At 72.9% G+C, this 26,949-nt stretch carries 19 protein-coding genes; 15 read left to right on the forward strand and 4 right to left on the reverse strand.

Annotated features, from left to right (window positions below):
• The first annotated feature begins 3 nt into the window (after window positions 1-3).
• Together ACIP60_RS30440 and ACIP60_RS30445 are read left to right on the forward strand one after the other, a co-directional pair.
• Window positions 4-1,701, forward strand: a complete 1,698-nt coding sequence (locus tag ACIP60_RS30440) for an IucA/IucC family protein (protein WP_400690507.1) — start codon at window positions 4-6, stop codon at window positions 1,699-1,701.
• Window positions 1,702-1,713: 12 nt separating this feature from the next.
• Window positions 1,714-3,804 carry an ATP-dependent DNA helicase gene (locus ACIP60_RS30445; RefSeq protein WP_400690369.1) on the forward strand — a complete coding sequence of 697 codons (2,091 nt, stop codon included), beginning with the start codon at window positions 1,714-1,716 and terminating at the stop codon, window positions 3,802-3,804.
• Between the two features lie 169 nt (window positions 3,805-3,973).
• On the opposite strand, the gene lexA is transcribed toward ACIP60_RS30445, so the two are convergent.
• Window positions 3,974-4,699 carry a transcriptional repressor LexA gene (gene lexA, locus ACIP60_RS30450; protein WP_400690510.1) on the reverse strand — a complete coding sequence of 242 codons (726 nt, stop codon included), beginning with the start codon at window positions 4,697-4,699 and terminating at the stop codon, window positions 3,974-3,976.
• A 441-nt stretch (window positions 4,700-5,140) separates the two neighbouring features.
• Between lexA and nrdR the strand changes: the two genes are divergently transcribed.
• The 12 genes from nrdR to ACIP60_RS30510 all read left to right on the forward strand — a co-directional run bounded on the left by nrdR (window position 5,141) and on the right by ACIP60_RS30510 (window position 19,829).
• Window positions 5,141-5,617, forward strand: a complete 477-nt coding sequence (nrdR, locus tag ACIP60_RS30455; RefSeq protein ID WP_282202721.1) for a transcriptional regulator NrdR — start codon at window positions 5,141-5,143, stop codon at window positions 5,615-5,617.
• Between the two features lie 181 nt (window positions 5,618-5,798).
• Window positions 5,799-8,684: a vitamin B12-dependent ribonucleotide reductase gene (locus ACIP60_RS30460; protein WP_400690371.1), complete on the forward strand. Its 2,886-nt coding sequence runs from the start codon at window positions 5,799-5,801 to the stop codon at window positions 8,682-8,684.
• Window positions 8,685-8,876: 192 nt separating this feature from the next.
• Window positions 8,877-9,698, forward strand: coding sequence for an SDR family oxidoreductase (locus ACIP60_RS30465; protein ID WP_400690374.1), 822 nt, complete (start codon window positions 8,877-8,879; stop codon window positions 9,696-9,698).
• Window positions 9,699-9,761: 63 nt separating this feature from the next.
• Complete coding sequence (locus ACIP60_RS30470; RefSeq protein ID WP_100840393.1) at window positions 9,762-9,992, forward strand: RNA polymerase subunit sigma-70; 231 nt, start codon at window positions 9,762-9,764, stop codon at window positions 9,990-9,992.
• Between the two features lies 1 nt (window position 9,993).
• A complete protein-coding gene (locus ACIP60_RS30475) occupies window positions 9,994-10,560 on the forward strand; it encodes a Clp protease N-terminal domain-containing protein (RefSeq protein ID WP_400690378.1) in 567 nt (188 codons plus the stop codon).
• Window positions 10,561-10,743: 183 nt separating this feature from the next.
• A complete protein-coding gene (locus ACIP60_RS30480; protein WP_400690381.1) occupies window positions 10,744-12,126 on the forward strand; it encodes an ABC transporter substrate-binding protein in 1,383 nt (460 codons plus the stop codon).
• A gap of 69 nt (window positions 12,127-12,195) precedes the next feature.
• The gene (locus ACIP60_RS30485; protein WP_100840390.1) at window positions 12,196-13,221 is read left to right on the forward strand and encodes a carbohydrate ABC transporter permease; all 1,026 of its coding nucleotides are present in this window, start codon (window positions 12,196-12,198) and stop codon (window positions 13,219-13,221) included.
• A complete protein-coding gene (locus ACIP60_RS30490; RefSeq protein ID WP_400690383.1) occupies window positions 13,218-14,276 on the forward strand; it encodes a carbohydrate ABC transporter permease in 1,059 nt (352 codons plus the stop codon). Before ACIP60_RS30485 ends, ACIP60_RS30490 begins: the two co-directional genes overlap by 4 nt.
• A gap of 351 nt (window positions 14,277-14,627) precedes the next feature.
• Entirely contained in the window at window positions 14,628-17,741 is a 3,114-nt protein-coding gene (locus ACIP60_RS30495; RefSeq protein ID WP_400690387.1) for an Ig-like domain-containing protein, read from the forward strand.
• 57 nt (window positions 17,742-17,798) lie between these two features.
• Window positions 17,799-18,254: a TetR-like C-terminal domain-containing protein gene (locus tag ACIP60_RS30500; RefSeq protein WP_400690390.1), complete on the forward strand. Its 456-nt coding sequence runs from the start codon at window positions 17,799-17,801 to the stop codon at window positions 18,252-18,254.
• A gap of 73 nt (window positions 18,255-18,327) precedes the next feature.
• Entirely contained in the window at window positions 18,328-19,011 is a 684-nt protein-coding gene (locus ACIP60_RS30505; protein WP_400690393.1) for a ribonuclease HII, read from the forward strand.
• A gap of 296 nt (window positions 19,012-19,307) precedes the next feature.
• Window positions 19,308-19,829: a hypothetical protein gene (locus ACIP60_RS30510; protein ID WP_400690395.1), complete on the forward strand. Its 522-nt coding sequence runs from the start codon at window positions 19,308-19,310 to the stop codon at window positions 19,827-19,829.
• Window positions 19,830-20,064: 235 nt separating this feature from the next.
• Here the strand turns inward: ACIP60_RS30510 and ACIP60_RS30515 are convergent, their stop codons facing one another.
• Both ACIP60_RS30515 and ACIP60_RS30520 read right to left on the reverse strand, forming a co-directional pair.
• The gene (locus tag ACIP60_RS30515; protein WP_400690513.1) at window positions 20,065-20,751 is read right to left on the reverse strand and encodes a hypothetical protein; all 687 of its coding nucleotides are present in this window, start codon (window positions 20,749-20,751) and stop codon (window positions 20,065-20,067) included.
• A gap of 363 nt (window positions 20,752-21,114) precedes the next feature.
• Window positions 21,115-23,310, reverse strand: a complete 2,196-nt coding sequence (locus ACIP60_RS30520; RefSeq protein WP_400690398.1) for a RecQ family ATP-dependent DNA helicase — start codon at window positions 23,308-23,310, stop codon at window positions 21,115-21,117.
• A gap of 206 nt (window positions 23,311-23,516) precedes the next feature.
• Here ACIP60_RS30520 and ACIP60_RS30525 point away from each other — a divergent pair, with 206 nt between their 5' ends.
• Window positions 23,517-25,100 carry a DUF4192 domain-containing protein gene (locus tag ACIP60_RS30525; protein ID WP_400690401.1) on the forward strand — a complete coding sequence of 528 codons (1,584 nt, stop codon included), beginning with the start codon at window positions 23,517-23,519 and terminating at the stop codon, window positions 25,098-25,100.
• 37 nt (window positions 25,101-25,137) lie between these two features.
• Here the strand turns inward: ACIP60_RS30525 and ACIP60_RS30530 are convergent, their stop codons facing one another.
• Window positions 25,138-26,451: an alpha/beta fold hydrolase gene (locus ACIP60_RS30530; protein ID WP_400690403.1), complete on the reverse strand. Its 1,314-nt coding sequence runs from the start codon at window positions 26,449-26,451 to the stop codon at window positions 25,138-25,140.
• Window positions 26,452-26,949 lie beyond the last annotated feature (498 nt).

Raw genomic sequence — 26,949 nt, forward strand, 5'->3', positions numbered from 1 at the left:
GACATGCTCGCCAAACTGCTCGGCGAATTCGCCTACGAGGAACTGCTCCACCCGCGGCCCGACGGCGACGGCCGCCACCTGGTGCGGCTCCCGGACGCCGACTACCGGTTCGCCGCCCGCCGGGGCGCGTACGGGAGCTGGCGGGTCGATCCGGCGTCGATCGAGGGCGGCGACGACCCGCTGCGCTTCCTCCAGCAGGCCCGGCACGTCCTCGGGATGAGCGGCGACACCACCGGCCACCTGGTCCGCGAACTCACCGCCACCCTGATCGCCGACGCCCACCTGCGGGCCACCGCGCTGAGCGCCGCCGAACTCGCCGACCTCGACCACGTCGCCCTGGAGGGCCGGCAGACCGGCCACCCGTGGATCGTCGCCAACAAGGGCCGGATCGGCTTCTCCGCCACCGACGCGGCCGGCTGGACCCCGGAGGCCCGGCTGCCCCGCACCCTGCCCTGGCTCGCCGTGCACAAGAGCCTGGCCGAGTTCCGCGGCGACCCGGCCATCTACCGCACCGAACTCGACCCCGCCTTCCGCACCCAACTGGGCGAGCGCGCCGACGAGTTCTGGCTGCTCCCGGTGCACCCCTGGCAGTGGGACGAGACCGTGGTCGGCCTGTTCGCGCCGTGGATCGCCGACGGCCGGATCGTCCCGCTGCCCAGCGACGGCGACCTGCGGCTGCCCCAGCAGTCCATCCGCTCCTTCTTCAACCTCAGCCGCCCCGACCGCTGCACCGTCAAACTGCCGCTCGCCATCCTCAACACCCTGGTCTGGCGCGGCCTGCCCACCGAACGCGCCCTCGCCGCGCCCGCCGTCACCGCCTGGATCCACCGCCTGCGCGACCAGGACCCGTACCTGCGCGACGAGTGCCGGGTGGTGCTGCTCGGCGAGATCGCCTCGGTCACCGTCGAGCACCCGCTGTACCGGGACCTGCCCGACGCGCCCTACCAGTACAAGGAACTGCTCGGCGCGATCTGGCGCGAACCGCTCGGCCGCCACCTGGAGCCGGGCGAGCGGGCCCGCACGCTGGCCGCGCTGCTGCAGACCGGCTCGGACGGGCGGGCGCTGACCGCCGAACTCGTCGCCCGCTCCGGCCTGGCGCCCCGGGAGTGGGTGAGCCGGCTGTTCGCCGCGATGCTGCCGCCGCTGCTGCACTTCCTGTACCGCTACGGGCTGGTCTTCTCCCCGCACGGCGAGAACGCCATCGTGGTCTTCGACCGGGACGACGTCCCGGTCCGGCTCGCGGTCAAGGACTTCGTCGACGACGTCAACCTCAGCGACCGGCCGCTGCCCGAACTCGCCGACCTGCCCGTCGACATCGCCGGGGTGCTCAACCGGGAGGACCCGGACTACCTCTGCCAGTTCCTGCACTCCGGCCTGTTCATCGGCGTCTACCGCTACCTCGCCCCGCTGCTGGAGGAGCAACTCGACCTGCCGGAGCCGGAGTTCTGGGAGCTGCTGCGCGCGGAGATCCTGGGCTGCCAGCGGCGCTTCCCCGAACTCGCGGACCGCCACCGGCTGTTCGACCTGTTCAAGCCCCGGATCGACCGGCTCTGCCTGAACCGCAACCGCCTCCTGCTCGACGGCTACCGGGACCGCCCCGACCGCCCGCACGCCGCCGTCCACGGCCAGGTCGACAACCCGCTGCACAGCACCGCGCAGCTCCCCGTCCAGCGGGTCAGGATTGTCAGTCCCGCCCCGTAGGCTGGGGGCGTCATGACGAACGACACCATCGAACCCCTGCCCGGCGGCCCGGAGACGGCCGAACCCGCCGCGCCGGTCCCCGCCTCCCGCCTGCCCGAGCTGCTGCACGCCGCCGTCGCCGCCGTCGGCGGCGTGGAGCGGCCCGGGCAGGTCCGGATGGCCGAAGCCGTCTCCGCCGCCGTCGACGAGGGCGAGCACCTGCTCGTCCAGGCCGGCACCGGCACCGGCAAGTCCCTCGCCTACCTGGTGCCCGCCCTCGCCCACGGCGACCGGGTGGTGGTCGCCACCGCGACGCTGGCCCTCCAGCGCCAGCTCGTCGAACGCGACCTGCCGCGCACCGTCGAGGCACTGCACCCGGTGCTGCGCCGCCGCCCGCTGTTCGCCATGCTCAAGGGCCGCTCCAACTACCTGTGCCTGCACCGCGCCAACGAGGGCACCCCGAGCGACGAGGGCGAGGGCCTGTTCGACCCGGTCGACGCGCTCGGCGGCCCCACCGGCAAGCTCGGCCAGGACGTGCTCCGGCTGCGCGAGTGGGCCGAGGAGACCGAGACCGGCGACCGCGACGACCTCACCCCCGGCGTTTCCGACCGGGCCTGGGCCCAGCTCGCCGTGACCTCCAAGGAGTGCCTGGGCGCCTCCCGCTGCGCCTACGGCGAGGAGTGCTTCGCCGAGCTGGCCCGCGAGCGCGCCAAACTGGCCGACGTGGTGGTCACCAACCACGCCATGCTCGCGATCGACGCGATCGAGGGCGCCCCCGTGCTGCCCGAGCACGGCCTGCTGATCATCGACGAGGCCCACGAGCTGGTGAACCGGGTCACCGGCGCGGCCACCGCCGAACTCACCGTCGGCGCGGTCAACCGGGCCGTCAAGCGCGCCGCGAAGCTCGCCAACGAGAAGGCGGTGGACGCGCTCCAGGCCGCCGCCGAGAACTTCCACGGCCTGATGGAGACCGCCCAGCCCGGCCAGGTCGACGAACTCCCCGAGTACCTCGGCTACGCGGTGGCCGGCATCCGGGACGCCTGCCGCCAGGTCATCACCTCGCTCGGCGAGACCCGCGACAAGGGCCTCACCGACGAGGACGCCGTCCGCAAGCAGGCGATGGCCTCCGCCGAGACGCTGCACGAGACCGCGGACCGACTGCTCACCGGCTCCGAGTACGACGTCATCTGGATCGAGCGCTCCGACCGCTACGGCCTGGGCACCGCCTCGCTGCGGGTCGCCCCGCTCTCCGTCTCCGGCCTGCTGCGGGAGAACCTGTACCGGGACCGCTCGGTCGTCCTCACCTCCGCCACCCTCAAGCTCGGCGGCGACTTCAACGGCGTCGCCGCCTCGCTCGGCCTGCCCGGCGAGACCAGGCTCCCCGACCACCGCACCCCCGACGGCCCCGCCGCCGAGACCGGGGAGGACGCCCCGCCGTACTGGCGCGGCCTGGACGTGGGCTCCCCGTTCACCTACCCCAAGCAGGGCATCCTCTACGTCGCCAAGCACCTCCCGCCGCCCGGCCGGGAGCCCGACCGGCCGGAGATGCTGGACGAGCTCGCCGAGCTGATCGGCGCGGCCGGCGGCCGCACCCTGGGCCTGTTCTCCTCGATGCGGGCCGCCCAGACCGCCGCCGAGAAGCTCCGCGAACGGCTGGACGTGCCGATCCTGCTCCAGGGCGAGGACACCCTGGGCGAGCTGATCCGGGCCTTCGCCTCCGACGCCGGGACCTGCCTGTTCGGCACCCTCTCGCTCTGGCAGGGCGTCGACGTGCCCGGCTCCGCCTGCCAGCTCGTCGTGATGGACCGCATCCCCTTCCCGCGGCCCGACGACCCGCTGATGAGCGCCCGGCAGAAGGACGTCGAGGCGCGCGGCGGCAACGGCTTCATGGCCGTCGCCGCCACCCACGCCGCGCTGCTGATGGCCCAGGGCGCCGGCCGGCTGGTCCGGGCCGCCGACGACAAGGGCATCGTCGCCGTCCTCGACCCGCGGCTGGCCACCGCCCGCTACGGCGGCTTCTTCCGCTCCTCCATGCCGGACTTCTGGTACACCACCGACCGCAACCAGGTCCGCCGCTCGCTCGCCGCGATCGACGCCTCGGCCCCGCCGGTCAGGCCGCGCTAGCCGCTGACCGGCCGGTCGCCGGTCCGCCGTGCGCCGTGCGCCGTGCGCACCGAAACGACCGCCACGTGCGAGGGCCGGCCCGAACTGTTCGGGCCGGCCCTCGCACGTGGCGGTCGTTCGCCGGTGGTGCCGCGCGCTCGTCGTGCCGCGCGCTCGTCGTGCCGTGCGCTCAGAGGCGGCGCAGCACCGCCACCACCTTGCCGAGGATGGTCGCGTTGTCGCCCGGGATCGGCTCGTACGCCGCGTTGTGCGGCATCAGCCAGATCTTCCCGTCCTCGCGCTTGAGCCGCTTGACCGTCGCCTCGCCGTCGATCATCGCGGCCACGATGTCCCCGTTCTCGGCGACCGGCTGCTTGCGGACCGTCACCCAGTCGCCGTCGCAGATCGCGGCGTCGATCATCGAGTCGCCCTTGACCGTCAGCGCGAACAGCTCGCCCTCGCCGACCAGTTGGCGGGGCAGCGGGAAGACGTCCTCGACGGTCTGCTCGGCCAGGATCGGGCCGCCGGCCGCGATCCGGCCGACCAGCGGCACGTAGGAGGTGGACGGCCGGCCGGAGGTCTCGGCCGCGGCCGGGCGGGCCACCTCGACGCCGCGGACCTCGTAGGCGCGCGGGCGGTGCGGGTCGCGCCGCAGGAAGCCCTTGCGCTCCAGCGCCATCAGCTGGTGCGCGACGGAGGAGGTGGAGGACAGGCCGACGGCCTGGCCGATCTCGCGCATGGACGGCGGGTAGCCGCGCCGCTGGACGGAGTCCCGGATCACCTCGATGACCCGGCGCTGGCGCTCGGTCAGCCCGGCCTCGTCGGTGCGGATGCCGGGCGGGCGGCCGGGGAGGGAGCGGGCGACGGGGACGGACGCACCGAGCGGGGGTTCCTCGATCGACTGACTGCGGCTCATGGTCTGGTCCATGCTCTCCTGGTCAGCGGTGCGCGCGGGACGCTCCTGCACCGGGATGGCGGTCTTGGCTTCGGCGGTGTGCATGACGCTGGTGGCGCTGGGGGTGGACATCGCGGCGACCCTCTCGTCGGGCTGGTGCTCCATCTGCCCAGCTCAACTGGCCCCTCTATCGAAAGGTTGCGCCAAACACACGTTCGAGTGAACTTATTCGAGGTTGGCTGACTTGATCAAGCCTCCGGGTGTAAGTCGATTGCTTGTTCGACTCGAACAGTCTATGGCGCGGCCCCGGAGGCTGTCTCCGGAACCGCCCGTTCACTCGGCGTGGTGAAGTGTCCCGCACTACATCTAGTGGTCTAGTCTCTGGTTGGGCACAGGTGTTGTGTCTAGCGGGTAGAGTGATGACTGTTGTATGCCGTTGGACGGGTAGGGAGGGAGTTCCAGGTGCACTGCCCCTTCTGCCGGCATCAGGACAGCCGAGTCGTGGACAGTCGGGCCAGCGACGACGGGAGTTCCATCCGTCGCCGCCGCCAGTGCCCCGACTGCGGTCGGCGGTTCACCACCGTCGAGACCGCCACCCTGATGGTGATCAAGCGCAGCGGCGTCACCGAGCCCTTCTCCCGCGAGAAGGTGATCTCCGGCGTCCGCAAGGCATGCCAGGGCCGCCCGGTCACCGAGGACGCGCTGGCCCAGCTCGGCCAGCGGGTCGAGGAGTGCGTGCGGGCCAGCGGCAGCGCCGAGCTCTCCACCCACGACGTGGGCCTGGCCATACTCGGTCCGCTGAAGGACCTGGACGTGGTGGCGTACCTCCGGTTCGCCTCGGTCTACCGCGCGTTCGACAACCTCGAGGACTTCGAGGCGGCGATCGCGGAGCTGCGGGCCGAGCGGCCGGCCGCCCCCGAACCGGTGCCCGTCCCCTAGGACGGCCGTCGGCGCCTTCGCGCGCCCTTTTCCGCGCATGCAGCGCAGTACCCGTAGTACCCCGCAGTACCCGTGTGCCGTGGTGGGGTTCCGCCCTGCCCGCGTGCGGACGGAACGAACCAGTCGTGCCCGGACTTTTCCGGGCACTTCGGGCGTTTGCCCAGGAGGAGGAGCAGGAGCAGTGACAGACACCACGAGCGGGTCCGCACGAGGGTCGAAGTCGGACAAGGCCGCCAAGGGAGCCAAGGCCCCCAAGGCCGGGCTGCGGCTGGAGCGCATCTACACCACCCCTGGGGTCCACCCGTACGACGCGGTCACCTGGGAGCGCCGCGACGTGGTGATGACCAACTGGCGCGACGGGTCGATCAACTTCGAGCAGCGCGGCGTCGAGTTCCCCGACTTCTGGTCGGTCAACGCGGTCAACATCGTCACCAGCAAGTACTTCCGCGGCGCGGTCGGCACCCCGCAGCGCGAGTGGAGCCTCAAGCAGATCATCGACCGGGTGGTGCTGACCTACCGCGCCGCCGGCGAGAAGCACGGCTACTTCGCCTCCCCGGACGACGCCGAGGTCTTCGAGCACGAGCTGACCCACGCCCTCCTCCACCAGGTGTTCAGCTTCAACTCGCCGGTCTGGTTCAACGTCGGCACCCAGCAGCCGCAGCAGGTCTCGGCCTGCTTCATCCTGTCCGTCGACGACTCCATGGAGTCGATCCTCGACTGGTACAAGGAAGAGGGCATGATCTTCAAGGGCGGCTCCGGCGCCGGCCTGAACCTGTCCCGGATCCGCTCCTCCAAGGAACTGCTCTCCTCCGGCGGCAACGCCTCCGGCCCGGTCTCCTTCATGCGCGGCGCCGACGCCTCGGCCGGCACCATCAAGTCCGGCGGCGCGACCCGCCGGGCCGCCAAGATGGTCGTGCTGGACGTCGACCACCCGGACGTCGAGGCCTTCATCGAGACCAAGGTGAAGGAGGAGGAGAAGATCCGCGCGCTGCGCGACGCCGGGTTCGACATGGACCTGGGCGGCGACGACATCACCTCCGTCCAGTACCAGAACGCCAACAACTCGGTCCGGGTGAACGACGAGTTCATGACCGCGGTGGAGAACGGCACCACCTTCGGCCTGCGCGGCCGCAAGACCGGCGAGGTCATCGAGACCGTCGACGCCAAGGGCCTGTTCCGCAAGATGGCCGAGGCCGCGTGGGCCTGCGCCGACCCGGGCATCCAGTACGACTCGGTGATCAACCACTGGCACACCTGCCCCGAGTCCGGCCGGATCAACGCCTCCAACCCGTGCTCCGAGTACATGCACCTGGACAACTCCAGCTGCAACCTGGCCTCGCTGAACCTGATGAAGTTCCTCCGCGACGACGACTCGTTCGACGCGGTCAACTTCGCCAAGGTGGTCGAGCTGGTCATCACCGCGATGGACATCTCCATCTGCTTCGCCGACTTCCCGACCGAGAAGATCGGCGAGACCACCCGCGCCTACCGCCAGCTCGGCATCGGCTACGCCAACCTCGGCGCCCTGCTGATGGCCACCGGCCACGCCTACGACTCGGCCGGCGGCCGCGCCCTGGCCGGCGCGGTCACCTCGCTGATGACCGGCACCGCCTACCGCCGCTCCGCCGAACTGGCCGCCGTGGTCGGCCCGTACGACGGCTACGCCCGCAACGCCGCCCCGCACCGCCGGGTCATGAAGCAGCACGCGGACGCCTCGGCCGCCGTTGCCCCGCTGGACGACCTGGACACCCCGGTCTGGTCGGTCGCCAACGAGACCTGGGCCGACGTGCTCCGGCTCGGCGAGCGCAACGGGTTCCGCAACGCGCAGGCCTCGGTGCTCGCCCCGACCGGCACCATCGGCCTGATGATGGACTGCGACACCACCGGCGTCGAACCCGACCTGGCCCTGGTCAAGTTCAAGAAGCTGGTCGGCGGCGGCTCGATGCAGATCGTCAACGGCACCGTCCCGCGCGCCCTCAAGCGCCTGGGCTACCAGGACGAGCAGGTCGAGGCGGTCGTCGCGCACATCGCCGAGCACGGCAACGTCATCGACGCGCCCGGCCTGAAGCCCGCCCACTACGAGGTGTTCGACTGCGCGATGGGCGAGCGGTCGATCTCCCCGATGGGCCACGTCCGGATGATGGCCGCGATCCAGCCGTGGATCTCCGGCGCCATCTCCAAGACGGTCAACATGCCGGAGAACGCCACCGTCGAGGACGTCGAGGAGATCTACTTCGAGGCGTGGAAGCTCGGCGTCAAGGCGCTGGCGATCTACCGCGACAACTGCAAGGTCGGCCAGCCGCTCTCGGCCAAGACCAAGGCCCCGGCCGCGGTTCCGGCCCCCGCCCAGGCCGCCGCCCCGGCCCCGGCCGTCCAGAAGGTCGTCGAGTACCGGCCGACCCGCAAGCGCCTGCCCAAGGGCCGCCCCGGCATCACCACCTCCTTCACGGTCGGCGGCGCCGAGGGCTACATGACCGCCAACTCCTACCCGGACGACGGCCTCGGCGAGGTCTTCCTCAAGATGTCCAAGCAGGGCTCGACCCTCGCGGGCATGATGGACGCCTTCTCCATCGCCGTCTCGGTCGGCCTCCAGTACGGCGTCCCGCTGGAGACGTACGTCGCCAAGTTCACCAACATGCGCTTCGAGCCGGCCGGCCTGACCGACGACCCGGACGTGCGGATGGCGCAGTCCATCGTGGACTACATCTTCCGCCGGCTGGCCCTCGACTTCCTGCCCTTCGAGACCCGCTCCGCGCTGGGCATCCACTCCGTCGAGGAGCGCACCCGGCACCTGGAGACCGGCTCCTACGAGCCGGCCGAGGACGACGTCGACATCGAGTCGCTGGCCCAGTCCGCCCCGCTCGCCCCCGAGAAGCCGCACGTCGCGCTCCCGCTGGTCGAGCAGCCCAAGGCCGCCCCGGCCGCGCACAACTCGACCGAGCTCGCCGAGATCCGGCTCGGCCTGAACGCCGACGCCCCGCTCTGCTTCTCCTGCGGCACCAAGATGCGCCGCGCGGGCAGCTGCTACCTCTGCGAGGGCTGCGGCTCCACCAGCGGCTGCAGCTGACCGTCCGGGGCCCCGCCCCGACCCGTTTCGGCCGCCGTCCCCCCGAAGCCTCCGGGCTCCGGGGGGACTCGGCGTTTCCGGGCGGCGCCGGCCCCGGCGGGTGCCGCGTTCCCCCGGGTGCGTGGGCCGGGCTGCCGGAGGCGGTGGTCGCGGGCAGGCTGGGGGCAGTGGCTGAGCTGAGGGGTGAGCGCGATGCGGCCGATACTCGTGACGGGCGGGACGGGGACCCTGGGGCGCGCGGTGGTGCGCCGGCTGCTGTCGCGGGGCTGCCCGGTGCGGGTGCTCAGCCGGCAGGCGCACACGCCGGGGGAGCACGGCTGGGCGGTGGGCGACCTGGTGACCGGCCGGGGGCTGGAGCCGGCACTGGCCGGCGTCGGGACGGTGGTGCACTGCGCGACCACCAACGGCGGGCGGGACGTCGCGGCCACCCGCCGCCTGGTGGAGGCGGCCCGCGCCGCCGGGGTGTCGCACCTGCTGTACGTGTCGATCGTCGGGGTGGACCGGGTGCCGCTCGGCCACTACCGGACGAAGGCGGAGTGCGAGCGGCTGGTCGCGGAGTCCGGCCTGGGCTGGACGGTGCTGCGGGCCACCCGGTTCCACGACCTGCTGCTGCGGCTGCTGGAGGGGCTGTCGAAGGCCCCGGTGCTGCTGCTGCCGCGCGGGGTGGCGTTCCAGCCGGTGGACGTGCGGGACGTCGCGGAGCGGCTGGCGCAGCTCGCGGAGGCCGGTCCGGCCGGGCGGGCGGACGACTTCGGCGGGCCCGAGGCGCGTCCGGTGGAGGCGTGGGCGGCGGAGTTCCTGCGGGCCCGGGGGCGGCGGCGGCCGGTGCTGCGGGTGCCGGTGCCGGGCGGGACGGTGCGGGCGCTGCGGGCGGGCGGGAACCTGGTGCCGGGGCGTCCGGCGGGCCGGTCGGCGGATGGTGCGGTGGGTCAGGCTGCGGGCCGTGCGGCGATGGGTGGGGAGGCGGGCCGGATCACCTTCGCGGAGTTCCTGGCGGAGCGGTACCCGGCCTGATCCGGCCGCGCCGCGTGTCAACCGGGGTTGACGCACCCCCCGGTGTCAACCTATGTTGACGTCATGAGCGAGACGACACGGCTCGCGGCCGACGCGAGCAGCAGTGACCCGGCGGCCGGCCTGCGCGCCGTCCGGGCCCTGCGGGACCTGGCCGACCGGCTGGAGGACCTCCAGGTCGGCAACGCCCGCAGCCGGGGCTGGTCCTGGCACGAGATCGCGGTCTGCCTGGGCGTCACCCGGCAGGCCGTCCACAAGAAGCACGCCCGACGGGCGGCCGGACAGGGAGGGGACTGACATGTTCGAACGGTTCGCGGCGGAGGCCCGCCGGGCGGTGGAACTGGCCGCCCAGGAGGCCCGCCGGATGCACCACGACCACCTGGGCACCGAGCACCTGCTGCTCGGCCTGCTCGCCCAGCCGCAGGACCCGGCCGCCCGGGTGCTCGGCGGCTTCGGCCTCGACCTGGAAGGCGGGCGGCGCGCGGTGCTCCGCGCCCTGGGCGGCTCCGGCCCGGAGCGGGACGCCGCCGCGCTGGCCGCGATCGGCATCGACCTGGCGGCGGTCCGCGAGGCCGTCGAGTCCGACTTCGGGGCGGGCGCGCTGGACGCCCCGCCGCCGGCCCGCCGCCCCCGCCGGGGCGGCCCCCGGTTCACCGACCGGGGGCGGCAGGTGATGGCGCTGGCGCTGCGCGCCGCCACCGGGCAGCGCGCCCGCCGGATCGAGACCGGCCACCTGCTGCTCGGCCTGCTGCGGGAGGGCGGCGGGGTGGCCGTCCGGGTGCTCCGCGAGCAGGGCGTCGACCTGGCCGATCTGGAGCGCGGGACGGAAGCCGCGCTGGTGAGCGGCGCGCGGGCGGCCTCTTAACACGGTGCGGTTACAACTGGGGCGCTGCCCGATGAAGGTCGAACGCACTCCTTGGCGTGGAAGTACCGGTGGGTTAACGTCTTTGAGCCAGCGACCGCTGGGTACAGATCCACATCTCCGGTACAGCGCAGTGTTGTTCTGTCTGACGGCTGGCATGTCCATGCCCTGGCAAGGAGGACCGCATTGACCACCCCCGTGACCACTGGACGCCGTCGGCTGCTCGCCGTACCGGCCGTCCTGGCACTGGCCCTGACCGCCGCCTGCTCGAACAGCTCCTCCGACGGCGGTGGCGGCGGAGGAGGGGGTGGCTCCGCCTCCGCGCTGGCGGGTGACTGCGCCAAGTACCAGGCGTACGCGGGCCACTCCGGCACCAAGGTGTCGATGTACGCCTCGATCCTCTCGCCGGAGTCGGACTCGCTGGAGAAGTCCTGGGCCGAGTTCAGCACCTGTACCGGCATCAAGATCGTCTACGAGGGCTCCAACGACTTCGAGTCGCAGCTCCCGGTCCGGGTGGCCGGCGGCAACGCCCCCGACCTGGCGATCATCCCGCAGCCCGGCCTGCTCGCCCAGATGGTCAAGAGCGGCAAGGTGGTCAAGCCGCCGCAGCAGACCGTCGAGAACGAGAACAAGTGGTCGCCGGTCTGGAAGCAGTACGGCTCGGTCAACGGCACCTTCTACGCGGCGCCGATGAGCGCCAACATGAAGTCGCTGGTCTGGTACTCGCCCAAGGCGTTCAAGGCCGCCGGGTACGAGGTCCCGAAGACCTGGGCCGACCTGATCGCGCTCAGCGACAAGATCGCCCGGGCCGGCGGCGAGACCAAGCCCTGGTGCGGCGGCATCGGCTCCGGCACCGCCACCGGCTGGCCGGCCACCGACTGGCTGGAGGAGATCGTCCTCGGCTCGTACGGCGGCGACGTCTACGACCAGTGGATCAGCCACCAGGTGAAGTTCTCCGACGAGAAGATCACCACCGCGATGCAGACCGTCGCCGGCTGGATGCAGAACCCGGCCTGGATCAACGGCGGCTTCGGCGACGTCAAGACGATCGCCACCACCACCTTCCAGGACGCCGGCACCCCGATCCTCAGCAACAAGTGCGCGATGCTCCAGCAGGCGTCCTTCTACAGCGCGCAGTGGCCCAAGGGCACCAAGGTCGGGCCGGACGGCGACGTCTTCGCCTTCCCGCTGCCCGCGGTGAACCCGCAGGTCACCAGCCCGGTCGAGGGCGGCGGCGAGTTCCTGGCCGCGTTCTCCGACCGGCCCGAGGTGCAGGCCGTGCAGAACTACCTGTCCACCTCCGAGTGGGCCAGCAGCCGGGTCAAGGTCTCCCCGGGCTGGGTCTCCGCCAACCAGGGCGTGGACAAGAGCCTGTACACCGACCCGATCGACCAGCTCTCCGCCGCGTCGCTCACCGACCCCGCGGCCACCTTCCGGTTCGACGCCTCCGACCTGATGCCCGCCGCCGTCGGCGCGGGCGCCGAGTGGAAGGCGCTGACCGCCTGGTTCGCCGAGGGCCAGTCCATCCAGAAGACGGCGGGCGACATCGACGCGGCCTGGCCGCAGTAACCGGACGCCAACGGGCAGCGCGGGCCGGCCCGCGCTGCCCTTCCCGTGCCCCGAGGAAGGACCCTCCGCATGCCCACCGACCCCCGGCTCGCCGGGCCGGCGCTCCACCTCGCCGACTCGCTGTGGCAGGACGCGGCGATCAAGTTCGGCAACACCGGGGGCGCCGTGCTGGGCTTCCTCGGCGTGCTGCTCGCCGTGTTCTTCGCGGCCGGCCGCGCCACCGGACGCTTCTCCCGGCCGCTGGCGGTCGCCCTGATGCTCGGCCCGGCGGCCGTCCTGCTGCTCGTCGGACTGGTGGTGCCGCTGCTGCGCACCGTCTACCTGAGCTTCTACGACGCCGACTCCGCGAAGTTCGTCGGCGGGAAGAACTACGGCTGGGCGGCGACCAGTTCGCAGATCCACGACGTGCTGCTGAACACCCTGCTCTGGCTGGTGGTCGCCCCGATCGCGGCCACCGGGCTCGGCCTGCTGCTGGCCCTGCTGGTCGACCGGATGCGCGGCCAGGCGGTCTACAAGTCGCTGATCTTCATGCCGATGGCGGTCTCGCTGGTGGCCGCCTCGCTGATCTTCAAGCTGCTGTACGAGTCGCGCGGCAACGGGCAGAACCAGGTCGGCCTGCTCAGCCAACTCGCCGTCGCGGTCGGCTGGGACGACCCGCCGAACTGGATCCTGTCCCAGCCGCTGAACAACTTCCTGCTGATGTCCGCCATGGTCTGGGTGCAGACCGGTTTCGCCATGGTGGTGCTGTCCGCCGCGATCAAGGCCATCCCGGACGAGATCACCGAGGCCGCCCGGCTCGACGGCGCCACCGGCCTGCGGCTGTTCCTGCACGTCACCGTGCCGATGATCCGCACCACCCTGGTGGTGGTGCTCACCACCATCATGATCATCACGCTGAAGGCCTTCGACATCGTCCGCACCATGACAGGCGGCAACTTCGGCACCCAGGTGCTGGCCAACGAGATGTACTCGCAGAGCTTCGAGCAGTACAACTACGGCCGCGGCAGCGCCCTCGCGGTGATCCTCTTCCTCGCGGTGGCCCCCCTGGTGGTCTACAACATCGCCCTGCTGCGCAAGGAGCGTGCGACCCGATGAGCGCCAAGCCCGCCCTCGACACGGCCTCCGGGCCCGAGCCCGAGCCCGGCGCCGCCACCGGTGCCGGTGCCGGTACTGCTGCCGGTGTCGGCACCGACTCCGGGACCGCCGCGCGGGCCGCCGCGGCCAAGGCGGCCCGGCCCGACCTGCCGCCGGCCAAGGCCGTCCGCCGGGCGTTCAGCTCCCCGCTGGCCAGCGCCCTGGTGATCGCCGTCACGGTGCTGTGGACCGTCCCGACCATCGGCCTGCTGGTCACCTCGCTGCGGCCCAAGGGCGACGTCGCCTCCAGCGGCTGGTGGGAGGCGTTCGTCCACCCCGACTTCGGGCTGGAGAACTACCGCTCGGTGCTGTTCGACAACTCCTTCGGCACCTCCGGCGGTCTGATGCCGTACCTGGTCAACTCGGTGGCGATCGCCGTCCCGGCCACGGTCTTCCCGCTGGTGCTGGCCGCGATGGCCGCGTACGTGCTGGCCTGGGTGCGGTTCAAGGGCAGCGACACGCTCTTCTTCGTGGTCTTCGCGCTCCAGGTGGTGCCGCTCCAGATGTCGCTGATCCCGCTGCTGCGGCTGTTCTCCGGCGGCGCGCACCTCGGGTCGGTGACGATCATCCCGGCGCTCAACCTGAAGGACAGCTACCTGCCGGTCTGGCTGACGCACACCATGTTCGCGCTGCCGCTGGCGATCTTCCTGCTGCACAACTTCATCGCCCAGCTGCCGCGCGACCTGATGGAGGCGGCGGTGGTGGACGGGGCCTCGCACTTCAAGATCTTCCGGTCGATCGTACTGCCGCTGAGCGCCCCGGCGCTGGCCTCGTTCACCATCTTCCAGTTCCTGTGGGTGTGGAACGACCTGCTGGTGGCGCTCACCTTCGCCGGCGGCAACCCGACCGTCGCGCCGATCACCTCCCGGCTGGCCCAGCTCTCCGGCTCCAACGGCAGCCGCTGGGAGCTGCTCAGCGCGGGCGCCTTCCTGTCGATGCTCGTCCCGCTGGCGGTGTTCTTCGCCCTCCAGCGGTACTTCGTCCGCGGTCTGCTGGCGGGGTCGGTCAAGGGCTGAGCCGCCCGGGTGCGGACAAGTGTTGAACGGACGGAGCGGGCTCCCGGGTACGCCGGGGGCCCGCCGCCGTCTCCCCGGGTGTTCCCTCGGGCCGCCGCCGGTGCCGCTTCCCGGGCCGCCGCCGGTGCCGCTTTCCGCCCCGCCGCCTGTCCCGCCGTCCGTGCCGCCGTCCGTGCCGTCGCGGCGGAAGGTGCGCGGACGGACCGGTCGGATGCGGAGGGTCGGGCCGTCGGATGGCCGGAACTCGTGGCTGTGATGTGAGGGTTCTGCGGACGCGCCGGGTGCGGAGCCGGTAGGACGGAGGACGGCACTTCTGCCGTTCATCCGGTCATCCGACCTTGGGGGGTTGGCGTGAGGATCAGAAAACGAATCGCCGGGCTGCTCGTGGGCCTGCTCGCAGCCAGCGGACTGATGGTGGCGCCCGCGGCACGCGCGGACACCACCGCCGTCCTCGGCAACAACACCGTCGGCACCGCCACCGACTCCGGCGACTCCAACTACATCAACACCTCCCGCTTCGTGACGGGCGCCGGCGGCGGCACCGTCAGCAGCGTCAGCGTGTACGTCGGCGCCGTCGGCGCCACGCCCAACGACCAGTACCAGGTGGCGGTGTACGGCGACGTCGCCGGCAAGCCCGGACCGCTGCTCGGGTCCTCCGCCTCCGGCACGCTCACCGCGCACGCCTGGAACACCCTGCCGGTCGCCGCGACGCTCGCGCCGAACACGCCGTACTGGCTGGCGTACAACTCCAACGGCGTCTCCGCGGCGGTCAACAACCTGAACTACTCCACCGGCGGCCAGAGCGGCTACTCCACCGGCGGCACCGCCTTCGGCACCTGGCCCAGCAGCTTCGGCGCCGTCTTCACCGGCACGCTGAACTACTCCATCTACGCCACCTACACGCCCTCCGGCGGCGGCACCGGCACCCCCGGCAGCGGACCCGGCAACGAGGGCCCGATCCTGCTGGTCACCGATTCCGCCAACCCGTACACCACGTACTACGGCGAGATCCTCAAGTCCGAGGGCCTGAACTACTACAAGACCGCCGACCTGAGCACCGTCACCTCCACCCTGCTCAACTCGTACGACGTGGTGCTGCTGGCGGAGCACCAGCTGACGGCCGCCCAGACCACCATGTTCACCAGCTGGGTGAACACCGGCGGACGGCTGGTGGCGATGCGGCCCGACAAGCAGCTCGCCGGACTGCTCGGCCTCACCGCGACCACCGACACGCTGGCCGACAGCTACCTGAAGATCAACACCACCGCGGCGCCCGGCGCCGGGCTGACCTCCGACACCATCGGCTTCCACGGCACCGCCGACAAGTACGCGCTCAACGGCGCCACCGCCGTCGCCACCCTGTACAGCGACACCGCGGTGGCCACCACCAACCCGGCCGTCACGCTGCGCACCGTCGGCACCGGCCAGGCCGCCGCGTTCACCTACGACCTCGCCAAGTCCGTCGTGCAGACCCGGCAGGGCAACGCCGCCTGGGGCGGCCAGCAGCGCGACAACGTGGACGGCATCCAGGCCAGCGAGATGTTCTTCGGCACCGGCGGACAGCTCAACTGGAACAACCTCGACAAGGCGCAGATCCCGGTCGCCGACGAGCAGCAGCGGCTGCTCGCCAACCTGATCACCACCATGGACGCGGCCAAGAAGCCGCTGCCGAAGTTCTGGTACTTCCCGCGGGACGCCAAGGCCGTCGTGGTGATGACCGGCGACGACCACGGCATCGGCGGCACCGCCGGCCGCTTCGACGGCTACGTCGCGCAGAGCCCGGTCGGCTGCAACGTGGCCAACTGGGAGTGCGTGCGCGCCTCGTCGTACATCTACACCGACGACCCGATCACCGACGCCCAGGCCAAGGCCTACTCCGACCAGGGCTTCGAGATCGGGGTGCACGTCACCACCAACTGCACCCCGTGGGGCACCCCGGCCGACCTGCAGAACATCTACACCACCCAGATCGGCGCCTGGCGGGCCAAGTACCCCTCGCTGCCCAACCCGGACAGCACCCGCACCCACTGCGTCGAGTGGGACGACTGGGCGACCCAGGCCAAGACCAAGCTCGCCAACGGCATCCGGCTGGACACCGATTACTACTACTACCCGGCCAGCTTCGTGCAGGACCGGCCCGGTTACTTCAACGGCACCGGCCTGCCGATGAAGTACGCGGACAGCGACGGCAGCACCATCAACGAGTACCAGGCCACCACCGAACTCACCGACGAGTCCGGGCAGTCCATGCCGGGCACCGTCAACACGCTGCTGGACAACGCCTACAACTCCAAGGGCTACTACACCGTCCTGACCGCCAACATCCACACCGACTACGCCGCCTCCACCGCCTCCGACCAGGTCATCGCCTCGGCCAAGGCGCACGGCACCCCGGTGGTCTCCGGCCGCCAGCTGCTGACCTGGCTGGACGCCCGCAACGGCTCCGCCTTCTCCGGGATGGCCTGGACCAGCAACACGCTGAGCTTCAGCATCACCGGCGGTGCCAACGGCCTGCGCGCCATGGTCCCGGTCAACTCGTCGGTCGGCACGCTCACCGGCGTCAAGCAGGGCACCACCAACGTCAGCTACCGCATCGAGACCATCCACGGCATCTCCTACGCCTTCTTCGACGGCAACGTCGGCTCCTACACGGCGACCTACGGCATGGACACCACCGCGCCGACCGTCACCGGCTCGGTGCCGGCCAACGGCGCCACCGGCGTCTCGGCCACCGCCCCGGTCAGGGCCTCCTTCAGCGAGCCCGTCCAGGCGAGCACCGTCAACGGCACCAACGTCACGCTGAAGACCACCGCGGGCTCCGTCGCGGTGCCCGGCGCCGTCGCCCTGGACGCGGCCACCAACACCGTCACCTTCACCCCGAGCGCCGCGCTCTCGCTCAGCACCGGCTACACGCTGAGCGTCGCCAACGTGAAGGACCTGGCGGGCAACACCCAGACCGCGGCCTACACCGCGGCCTTCACCACCGCCGGCGCGCCGCCGCAGACCATCGGCAACAGCGCGGTCGGCACCCTGCTCGACGACACCGACTCCAACCACCTCAACGGCTCCAAGATCACGACCGGGGCCTCCGCCATCGCGTTGACCTCGCTCAACGTGCACACCGGGCAGATCAGCGCGGCGCCCAACAACCAGTTCCAGATCGCCGTCTACAGCGACAACGCCGGCTCGCCCGACGCCCTGCTGGCCACCAGCTCGGTCGGCACGCTGAGCGCCAACGCCTGGAACAGCGCGCCGATCACCTACACCCTGGCGGCCAACACCACCTACTGGGTGGTCTACAACTCCAACGGAACCAGCTCCACCGTCAACAACATGCACTACAGCTCGGGCCCGGCCGGCTCGGGCGCCTACAGCAGCACGTCCGTCCCGTTCGGGACCTTCCCGGCCGCCTTCGGCACCGCCGTGAAGGACAACCTCGTGTACTCGCTCTACGGCACCTACTGACCTCCTGGTCCGTCGAGAACGCCGAGGGACCGCCGGGGCGACTCTGGCCACGACTCCGTGTCCGTGGCCGGGGCCGCCCCGGCGGCCGTACGGGCGCTGCCACCCGTCACCGAGGTTCCCGACCTCGGCTCCGTCCGGGCCGAGTCGTGGCACGTCACCGAGACCCGCGCCGGAGCGACGGGCTCGCCGATCGGCGCCGCCATCCGCACCCTGACGGGCGAACTCGACCAGGAGCGCGCCGACTCCTCCAAGGACTTCCCGCAGGACCGGGTGATCGCGCCGACCACCGGGGTGATCCTCGGCGTCCTCCGCCGGGGCGCGGCCCGCGGCGACGTCCGCCGGGGCGCGGTGGTGCCCGCGGTCGCCGACGTGCTCCCGGCGGTGCTGCTCCACCGGGCCGAGCTCTGCGGCGGCGCGGTCGGCGGGGCGTTCGGCGTCGAGCTGCTGGAGCAGGTCCTGCTGCCGACGGTCCGGCCGGAGCGGCGGGGGCGTCGGCGCGGCGGCGTACGCTGATGGGGGCGGGGAGCACCGGCGCGCCCCGCCCCGGTCCCGTCCGGTCCGCCCCACTCCAGTGAACGGAACCCCGATGCCGTACGACCCCCCGACCCACGCGGTCGAGCGCTCCCTGCGCCAGGCCGGCGCCCGTGTGGTGGTCGGGCTGGACGAGGTCGGCCGGGGCGCCTGGGCCGGTCCGGTCATGGTCGGCGCGGCCGTCACCGGGCTGCGCCGCCCGCCCGAGGGGCTGACCGACTCCAAGCTGCTGACCGAGCGGCGCCGGGTCGCGCTCGCCCCGCTCCTGGAGGAGTGGGTGACGGCGTACGCGATCGGGTCCGCCTCGGCCCGGGAGTGCGACGACCTCGGGATGACGGCCGCGCTCCGACTGGCCGCCGTCCGCGCCCTGGAGGAGCTCCCGGTGCGGCCCGACGCGGTGATCCTGGACGGCAAGCACGACTACCTGGGCGGCCCCTGGAAGGTCCGCACGGTGATCAAGGGCGACCAGTCCTGCGTCTGCGTGTCCGCCGCCTCGGTGCTGGCGAAGGTCCGGCGGGACGCGCTGATGGCCGAAATCGGCACGGACCACCCGCGGTTCGCCTTCGGGGAGAACGCCGGCTACCCGTCGCCCACCCACCGCGCCGCACTGGAGGAGCTCGGCCCCACCGAGCACCACCGCCTGTCCTGGGCCTACCTGGACGGGCTGCCGCGCTGGAGCCACCTCAAGCGGCAGCGCGTCCCGGTCGACGCCGGCGAGCAGCTCTCGCTTGGTTTCTGAGCCCGGTTCTCCGGAATTTCCCCCGACGTTCGGAGCGGGTCGACAGCCGTTCTCCGGAGCCCGGCGGTCCTGTTTCCTGACGGTTCGTCAGGGTTCATCCACCGGTCATCCGAGCGTTGCCGCCGGTGCGCGCACAGTGCGCCACACTTCCAAGTGGTGGGGTGCCCGTGCGCATCCGACCGGCATTTGATAGGAATCCGGGTATGCCTGTCTTCCCCGAGGAGCCGGAGATTCACGAGACGATCCCGGGCCCCGGCGTTCCCCTTCCCCACAAGTCGGACGCACCTGCCCCCCGTATGCCTTCCTCCACCGCCATCGCCGCTCCGGTCCCGGGCCCCCGCCCCGGTCCGCCGCGCCCCGCCCCGCCCCGTGCCGACCGTCCGGTCCCCGGCCCGCGGCCCCCGGCCCGTCCCAGGCCCGGCTCCGCGCCGCGCCCCGGTCGGCCGGACGTCCAACTCCTGCCCGCCGCCGCAGCCGAGGCGATCGACCGTGCCGACGAGGCCGTCGACGCCCTGCTGGAGTCCGGCCGCCGCCCCGGCGACGTGCTGGTCCTGACGGTCGGCGAGGCGCACCCCTGGCAGGAGCACGAGCTCAGCTTCGGCGAGGAGCGCTACTGGGCGCAGCTCGCCGACGGCGGCGACGTGTTCTACGCCGACGCCGCCACGACGCGCCCGCTCCGCCGGGACGTGGTGGTGCTGGTGGTCAACGAGGGCCGCTCGGAGCGGGTGGCCGCTGCGGCGCGCAAGGCGCTGGAGCGGGCCGCGAAGCTCCTGGTGGTCTGCGGCGAGACGGACACCGTCGCCCCGCTGTTCGCCTGAGCACCGCTCCGTCCCTTCCGCCTCGTTCCGTCCCGTCCTGTCTGTCCCGTCTGTCCTGTCTGTCCTGTCTGCTCTCCCATTCGTTCTGCGCTGCCCGTCCGGCGGTGTTCGTCCGTGGTGCCGTCCTCCGGCACGGCGGGCGGGCCCGGCGGGGCGGCGGTGGACGGGTAGGCGGGCCGGTTCGTCGACCCTTGGTCGGCGTTTGGGTTCCCCGCGCTCGGCGCGCGCCGTCCGCTCAGCGGGCGGCGGTGCGGCGGGCGCTCCGGCCGTCGTGGGACTCCTCCAGCGCGCGGATCGCGCTCAGCGAGGTGACCGGGGCGATCGGCGGCTGCTGGGGGAGCGGTGGCTCGGGCGGCGCGGCGGGCACCCCGAGCGGGACGCGCGGCGGCAGTTCGGTGACGGTGTGGACCGGGCCGCGCGCCCACGACCCGGAGTGCGGGTTGCGTCCGCGCCGGCCGTCGCCGAGCGACTGCCAGCCGGCCGGAGTGAGCGTCAGGTACGAGCCGCAGCGCAGCCCGTGCAGTTCGGCGGCGGCGCGCAGCGCCCACATCCAGGCGCCGTCCTGCTCGGTCCAGTCCGGGCCGCCTTCGCGGCAGCGCAGTAGGACGGCCGTCCGGCTGGGGCTGGACCGCTTCAGGTCGTGCGGGGTGACCCGGCGGAGATGGCCGAGCAGCGCGTTGCGGTGGTCCCACCCGTCGCTGAACTGCGGTCGGACGCCGAACGAGGCGGAGGCAGTCACCCGGTTCTCGGCGCTCAGCACCGCGACCACCGTGGTGCCCGGCTGCGGGAGGTGCCGCCGGTGCAGCTCGGTGACGAACTCCCGTGGGGCCCGCAGGAGCGGCACGCCGTAGCTCTTCCACTCCGGCAGGCTGATGGTCCGGTGGCTGTCGTGGTGGGAAGGACCTCGGTCGATGCCGTTGATCACGATCCTCCTTCCCGAGCCCGCGCCCCTGGAGCGCGCGAGCGTACGCCGAAGACCGGGTCCGGAGGACCGGGTACTGGATACCTTCCAATTCTCGGGCGAGAGCAGTCCGAGCGGCAATGATGAAATGACGATCGCAGCCCGAAATCCGCGCTTCTGCCGGGTATGTTCCACGCCCCCGACGGGGCCATTCGGCTGACCTTCCGGTGAGCGCAGGGTGTACGGCCCGAAACGTTCCGGTGTACGCCGCTCCCCGCGGTCGGGCGCACCGCCCCGCCCGGCCGCCGGCGCGCACGCCTTCCGGCCGCCGGCGCACACGCCTTCCGGCCGCCGGCGGTCCCGGGACGGTCGCGGAGCCCGGCCTCACCCCCGGACGGCGAGGACGAGCGGGAGCACCGCGGTGGCACCGGCCTGGCGGAGCAGCCGGGCGGCCACCGTCAGCGTCCAGCCCGAGTCCACCAGGTCGTCGACCAGCAGGACCGGGCCCGGCGCGGCGGCCAGCGCGTCGGCCAGGCCCGGCGCGAGGGTGAGCGCACCGGCGACCGAGCGCAGCCGCTGGGCGCTGTTGCTGCGCGGGCCGTGCGGCGGCTCCCCGGTGGCGTACTCGACCCGCCCGAGCAGCGGCATCCGCCCGATCGAGGCCAGGCCGCCGGCCAGGTCGGACACCAGTCGGGGACGGGTGGACGAGTCGAGCGCGACCACCCCGACCGGACGGGCGAGCTGCTGGCCGTCCGGACCGGCCGGCCCGGCCCAGCCGCCGGGGCCCCTGGCCCAGTCCGCGACCACCCCGACCATCGCGTCCAGCACCTCGCGCGGCAGCGGCCCGTCCGGGGAGCGCTCGTCCAGCAGCGAGCGCAGCCGGCTGCCCCAGCCGATGTCGGACAGCCGGCCCAGGGCGCGCCCCGGCTCGGCCTGCTGGGTCGCCGGGATCCGGCCCTTCAGCGGGATGCCGAGGGACTCCATGCCGGTGGGCCACATCCGCCGGGTCTCGAAGGAGACACCGGGGCGGCCGAGGGCGGCCCGGGCCGCGTCCAGCGCCCCGGTGGAGGCCTCGGCGGAGTGCCGGGCCGGGGTGCAGCGGTCGCACCGGCCGCACGGGGCCGCCTCGGGGTCGTCGAGCTGGCGGCGCAGGAACTCCATCCGGCAGCCCTCGGTGGCCACGTACTCGCGCATCGCCTGCTGTTCGGCCTCGCGGGCCCGGGCGACCTTGGCGTACCGCGCGGCGTCGTACTGCCACGCCTGCCCGGTGGCCTCCCAACCGCCGCGCACCCGGCGGACCGCGCCGTCCACGTCGAGCACCTTGAGCATCGTCTCCAGCCTGGTGCGGCGGAGGTCGACCGAGGTCTCCAGCGCGGCGGTGGAGAGCGGGCGGCCCGCCTCGGACAGCGCGTCCAGCGTGCGGCGGACCTGCTCCTCGGCGGGGAAGCCGATCGAGGCGAAGTACCGCCAGATCGCCTCGTCCTCCCGGCCGGGGAGCAGCAGCACCTCGGCCCGGTCCACGCCGCGGCCGGCCCGGCCGACCTGCTGGTAGTAGGCGATCGGGGAGCTCGGCGACCCGAGGTGCACCACGAAGCCCAGGTCCGGCTTGTCGAAGCCCATGCCGAGCGCGGAGGTGGCGACCAGCGCCTTGACCCGGTTGTCCAGCAGCGCCGCCTCGGCCTCGCGGCGCTCCGCGTCCTCGGTCCGCCCGGAGTAGGAGGCGACCTGGTACCCGCGCCCGCGCAGGAACTCGGTGACCTCCTCGGCGGCGGCCACCGTGAGGGTGTACACGATGCCGGAGCCGGGGAGGTCGGGCAGGTGGTCGGCCAGCCAGGCCAGCCGGTGCGCCGGGTCGGGCAGCGCCAGCACCGCCAGGCTGAGGCTCTCCCGGTCCAGCGGCCCGCGCAGCACCAGCGCCTGCTCGTCACCGGCCCCGGTGCCGAGCTGCTCCGCGACGTCCGCGGTGACCCGGGCGTTCGCGGTCGCCGTGGTCGCCAGCACCGGGACGCCGGGGGAGAGCTCGGCGAGCATGGTGCGCAGCCGCCGGTAGTCGGGCCGGAAGTCGTGGCCCCAGTCGGAGATGCAGTGGGCCTCGTCCACCACCAGCAGGCCGGTGGAGGCGGCGAGCTTGGGCAGCACGTGGTCCCGGAAGTCGGGGTTGTTCAGCCGCTCCGGGCTGACCAGGAGGACGTCGACCTGGCCGTCGGCGACCTCCTGCTGGATCTCCGACCACTCCTCCGGGTTGGCCGAGTTGATCGTCCGGGCGCGGATGCCCGCCCGGGCGGCCGAGTCGACCTGGTTGCGCATCAGGGCGAGGAGCGGGGAGACGATCACCGTCGGTCCGGCGCCGCGTTCGCGGAGCAGCGCCGTGGCGATGAAGTAGACGGCGGACTTGCCCCAGCCGGTGCGCTGGACGACCAGGGCGCGCCGACTGTCCACCACCAGCGCCTCGATGGCCTTCCACTGGTCCTCGCGCAGGGCCGCGCCCGGGCCGGCGAGGTCGCGCAGCACGGCTTCCGCGGCGGCCCGGACGGCGTCGCGGTCGGCGGGGGTGGTCGGGGGGAGTTCGCGCGTCTGCATGAGGTCATGGATACCGTGCGGCACGGACGGACCGCGAATGCCGGGCTGTGGACAGAGTGGCGTTCATCGGTTGAGCTGCTGTGAAATCGCCGTAATCGCCGAAAATCCGGGTGATTCAGGGAGCAGAGATGCTGAACCCCCCGACTTATCCACAGGCTGGGGCGAATTGTCCGCAGCCGACCGCGATCCGGTCCAAGCTTTCCGCCATGACCGCAGACGACCGCACCACCACCCCCGTCCCGCGCCCCGGCCACCTCCCGGTCCGGCTGCGCGGCCCCGCCGACATGGCGGAGATGCTCCCGTACCTGCTGGGCTTCTTCCCCGACGACAGCATCGTCGCGGTGGGTCTGCAGGGCACCGCGCTCGACCAGGGCGGCGTGATCCGGATCGACATCCCGGAGGACCCGGCCTGCTGGGAGCGCACCGCGGCGGAATCCGCCCGGCTGCTGGTCGAGCTGTCCGAGCAGCGAGCCCACCGCCCCGTCCAAGTCCTGCTGTACCTGTGCCGGGATCCCGCCGGGGACGACCGCGCGCCCGGCGGCGGCGGGCACGCCGTGCTGACCCGGCTCCGCCCGCTGGCCGACGCGCTCGCCCGGGCCTTCCAGGAGGAACGGGTGGTCGTCAAGGAGTCGCTGTGCGTCTCCGCCGGCCGCTGGTGGTCCTTTCTGTGCACCGGAGTCGACTGCTGTCCGCCGGACGGCACTCCGGTCCGGGCGGCCCACCAGCCCAGCCCGCTCGCCGCGGCGGCCACCTACGCGGGCCTCGCCCCGCGGGGCAGCCGCAAGGCGATCGTGGCGGGGCTGGCCCCGGTCGGCCCACCGCTCTCCGAGGTGCAGCGCCGCGCCCTGGAGGACGCCGGGCCGCCCTTCATCCGCGAACTGGCCGGCCCCGGCGGCCGGGCCGCGGCCGTCGAGCGCACCGCCGGGGTGCTCGCCGAGGCGATGGCCGAATTCTCTGCCGGAGCAAGCGAGTTGGATGCCGCCCGCACCGCCAGGCTGCTGATCGGCATGCAGGACAAACTCGGCCGGGACCGCGCCGCCGAGTACGCCGAACCGGACGAACTCGCCACCGCCCAGCGGTTGTGGCGGTTCCTGGTCCAGCGCTGCGTCGACCCGTTCGAACACCTCGCCGTCCCGCCGATGACCCTGCTGGCCTGGACGTCCTGGCTGGCCGGAGACTCGGCCACGGCACGGATCGTGCTGGCCAGAGCACTGGAACTGGAACCCGGCTACACCCTGGCCCAACTCCTCTACGAATCACTGAACTCCGGCATCGCCCCGGAAGCCCTGCTCCGGGTGGTCCGCCGCGAGCGCACCACCCGGCTGCGCGACGCACCGGCCCCGCAGTCCGCGGAACCCGCAGGGCCCGGCGGAGAAGCGGTCGACGGCGGCAGCACCCCTCCGCACGGACCGGACGACTGCTTCGACCACCGAGGCCCGGACCGGCCCCAGGCCGGTCCCGGTCCCGGAGCTGATGCGGCCGAGCCCGCACCGAGGTGCCCCGCACCCGCACCCGCGCCGGGGCCGGATTCGGCACCGGCACCGGCCCCGGACCTGGCACCGGGCAACGAGCCGGACGGGCCCGGGCCGGGAGGAAGCGAGAGCCCGGGCGACGGCCGTCCCCCCGCCCCGCCCGCCCCGCCCGCCCCGCCCGCCGTGACCGACGGGCCGTCCGCCGCGGCCTGCCGACCCGACCCGGGGCGCCGTCCGCGTCCGCACCGCTTCCTTCCGGCGGGAGTCCGCGTCCGGCACGTCCGGGTGCACCGAAACCGACACGTGATCGGAGACTGACATGCGAACCCTCGACCCGCGGTTGCGGAGCAGTCGGCTAGACCTCGCCGCGCGCCATCCGGATCAGCCGGTCCAGCACCGTCCGCCCACTGGTGCGCACGCCGTCGTGCTCCCACTCGTTGGTGACCCAGACCCGGGTACCGGCCACCGTGTCCGCCGTCTCCAGCGAATGCGCCGTGTCCACGTACATGTCGTCGTGGTACACCGCCGCGTACACCGGTACCTGGTTCGACGCCAGGCGCGGCAGGTCGTACAGGTCGGGCCAGTCGGTGCGCTCCGCCAGCAGCTGCGCCGTCTCGCGCAGCGGCCGCAGCGCCGGGTCGGTCTCGAACATCCAGGGGTGGATCATCTCGCCGGTCAGCAGCACCGGCCCGTCCCCGGCCAGCGCCGCCTCCGCGTCGAACTCGGGGAACTCCTCGCGCACCCGCTCCGCCGACCAGTCGGTGGCCCCGGCGTCGACCGAGCGCTGCCCGTAGATCGACTCGTGCAGGACGGCGTACAGGGGGTTCTGGGCGAAGGACAGGTGCGACTGCGCCCCGGCCAGGAAGGTGTCGGAGAGCTCGGGTCCGTCCGCGCCCTCCACCCAGGCCTCCTCCAGCAGGTAGTGCAGGACGTAGGAGCCCGAGCCGCCGCCCAGCAGGATGCCCAGCGCCTGGAACGCCTGGACGGTCAGCGTGCCGCCGTCGGGAAGGGTCGCGGGCCGCTCGACCAGGTGCGCCGCGATTCGCCGTACCGCCGCCACGTCCTGGGGGAAGCGCGCGTAGTGACCGGCGTTCTTGCGGGCGACGCGGGGGTAGGCCGCGCGGTAGACCTCGTCCGCCGAGCGGCGCAGACCGGCCAGGCCGCCGGTGACGAAGGCCTCGCGCAGGTGCTCCGGGGCCAGCGAGAGGTACGTCAGGGTGCAGAAGCCGCCGAAGCTCTGCCCCAGCAGGCTCCACCGGGCGTCGTCGCCGAGCAGCCGGCGGCGGATCAGTTCGGCGTCCCGGACGATCGAGTCGGCGCGGAAGTGCGCCAGGTACTCGGCCTGTTGCCGGGCGTCGCCGCGCCGGGCCAGGGTCTGCCGGTTGGCGGGGGTGGAGCGGCCGGTGCCGCGCTGGTCCAGCAGCAGCACCCGGTAGTCGTCGAGCGCCCGGTCCAGCCAACCGTCCCGGCCCATCGGCCGGTTGGCCTTCCCACCCGGGCCGCCCTGCAGGTACACCAGCCACGGCAGCTCGTCGTGCTCGCGTCCGGCGGCCACCACCTCACGGGCGTAGACCTCGATCGACTCACCGCCGGGGGCACTGTGGTCCAGCGGCACCCGGAAGACGTGGTCGGTGGTGACGATTCCGGGGATGCGGCTGAGGGAGGACATGCAACTCCTAGGTGCGAGCTGGTCACAGGCTGGTCGCGGCGCCGATCACCGGGGTCACCGGTGCGTCCGCTGTCGTCCTCGCACCGTATCCTGACGGCGGACAGGAGCCGCCGGGGGGCGTCCGCCACATGCGGAGAACCTCGAACGGCACCACGACACAGCGGGCGCCCCGGGCGCCGGTCGCGGAGCGCCGAACCACCCTCGGCCCACGGCCGCCTCCGACCGGACGTCCGCCGGGCGGGCGTGACCTGGGGCAGGTGTGGTGCGTTCAATCTGCAGAACACCACCACCCGAACCGGCACCTCCGGGTCCACCCCGGCCGGGCCGACCGCGTCGGGTGCCGGCCACGCGTCGTTCGACCCGGCGCAGCCGGCTCCCGGGCGGCCCCGGCGTCCGGTCCGGGACACCACCCCGACCGGGGCGGAGCACCGGTGGTCCGGTCCGACCAGAGTCAGAGCCGCGTGTTCCGGCGGCAGAGCAGCACAGTCCGCGATCGAG

It is taken from the genome of Kitasatospora sp. NPDC088783, assembly GCF_044750705.1.
Classification (GTDB): Bacteria; Actinomycetota; Actinomycetes; order Streptomycetales; family Streptomycetaceae; genus Kitasatospora; species Kitasatospora fiedleri.

Excerpts from the sequence above, each read along its gene's own strand:
- ACIP60_RS30440 (WP_400690507.1), top strand. The coding sequence starts at position 4 with ATGCTCGCCAAACTGCTCGGCGAATTCGCCTACGAGGAACTGCTCCAC.
- ACIP60_RS30445 (WP_400690369.1), top strand. The coding sequence starts at position 1,714 with ATGACGAACGACACCATCGAACCCCTGCCCGGCGGCCCGGAGACGGCC.
- lexA (WP_400690510.1), bottom strand. The coding sequence starts at position 4,699 with ATGAGCCGCAGTCAGTCGATCGAGGAACCCCCGCTCGGTGCGTCCGTC.
- ACIP60_RS30465 (WP_400690374.1), top strand. The coding sequence starts at position 8,877 with ATGCGGCCGATACTCGTGACGGGCGGGACGGGGACCCTGGGGCGCGCG.
- ACIP60_RS30470 (WP_100840393.1), top strand. The coding sequence starts at position 9,762 with ATGAGCGAGACGACACGGCTCGCGGCCGACGCGAGCAGCAGTGACCCG.
- ACIP60_RS30475 (WP_400690378.1), top strand. The coding sequence starts at position 9,994 with ATGTTCGAACGGTTCGCGGCGGAGGCCCGCCGGGCGGTGGAACTGGCC.
- ACIP60_RS30485 (WP_100840390.1), top strand. The coding sequence starts at position 12,196 with ATGCCCACCGACCCCCGGCTCGCCGGGCCGGCGCTCCACCTCGCCGAC.
- ACIP60_RS30490 (WP_400690383.1), top strand. The coding sequence starts at position 13,218 with ATGAGCGCCAAGCCCGCCCTCGACACGGCCTCCGGGCCCGAGCCCGAG.
- ACIP60_RS30505 (WP_400690393.1), top strand. The coding sequence starts at position 18,328 with ATGCCGTACGACCCCCCGACCCACGCGGTCGAGCGCTCCCTGCGCCAG.
- ACIP60_RS30510 (WP_400690395.1), top strand. The coding sequence starts at position 19,308 with ATGCCTTCCTCCACCGCCATCGCCGCTCCGGTCCCGGGCCCCCGCCCC.
- ACIP60_RS30520 (WP_400690398.1), bottom strand. The coding sequence starts at position 23,310 with ATGCAGACGCGCGAACTCCCCCCGACCACCCCCGCCGACCGCGACGCC.
- ACIP60_RS30525 (WP_400690401.1), top strand. The coding sequence starts at position 23,517 with ATGACCGCAGACGACCGCACCACCACCCCCGTCCCGCGCCCCGGCCAC.
- ACIP60_RS30530 (WP_400690403.1), bottom strand. The coding sequence starts at position 26,451 with ATGTCCTCCCTCAGCCGCATCCCCGGAATCGTCACCACCGACCACGTC.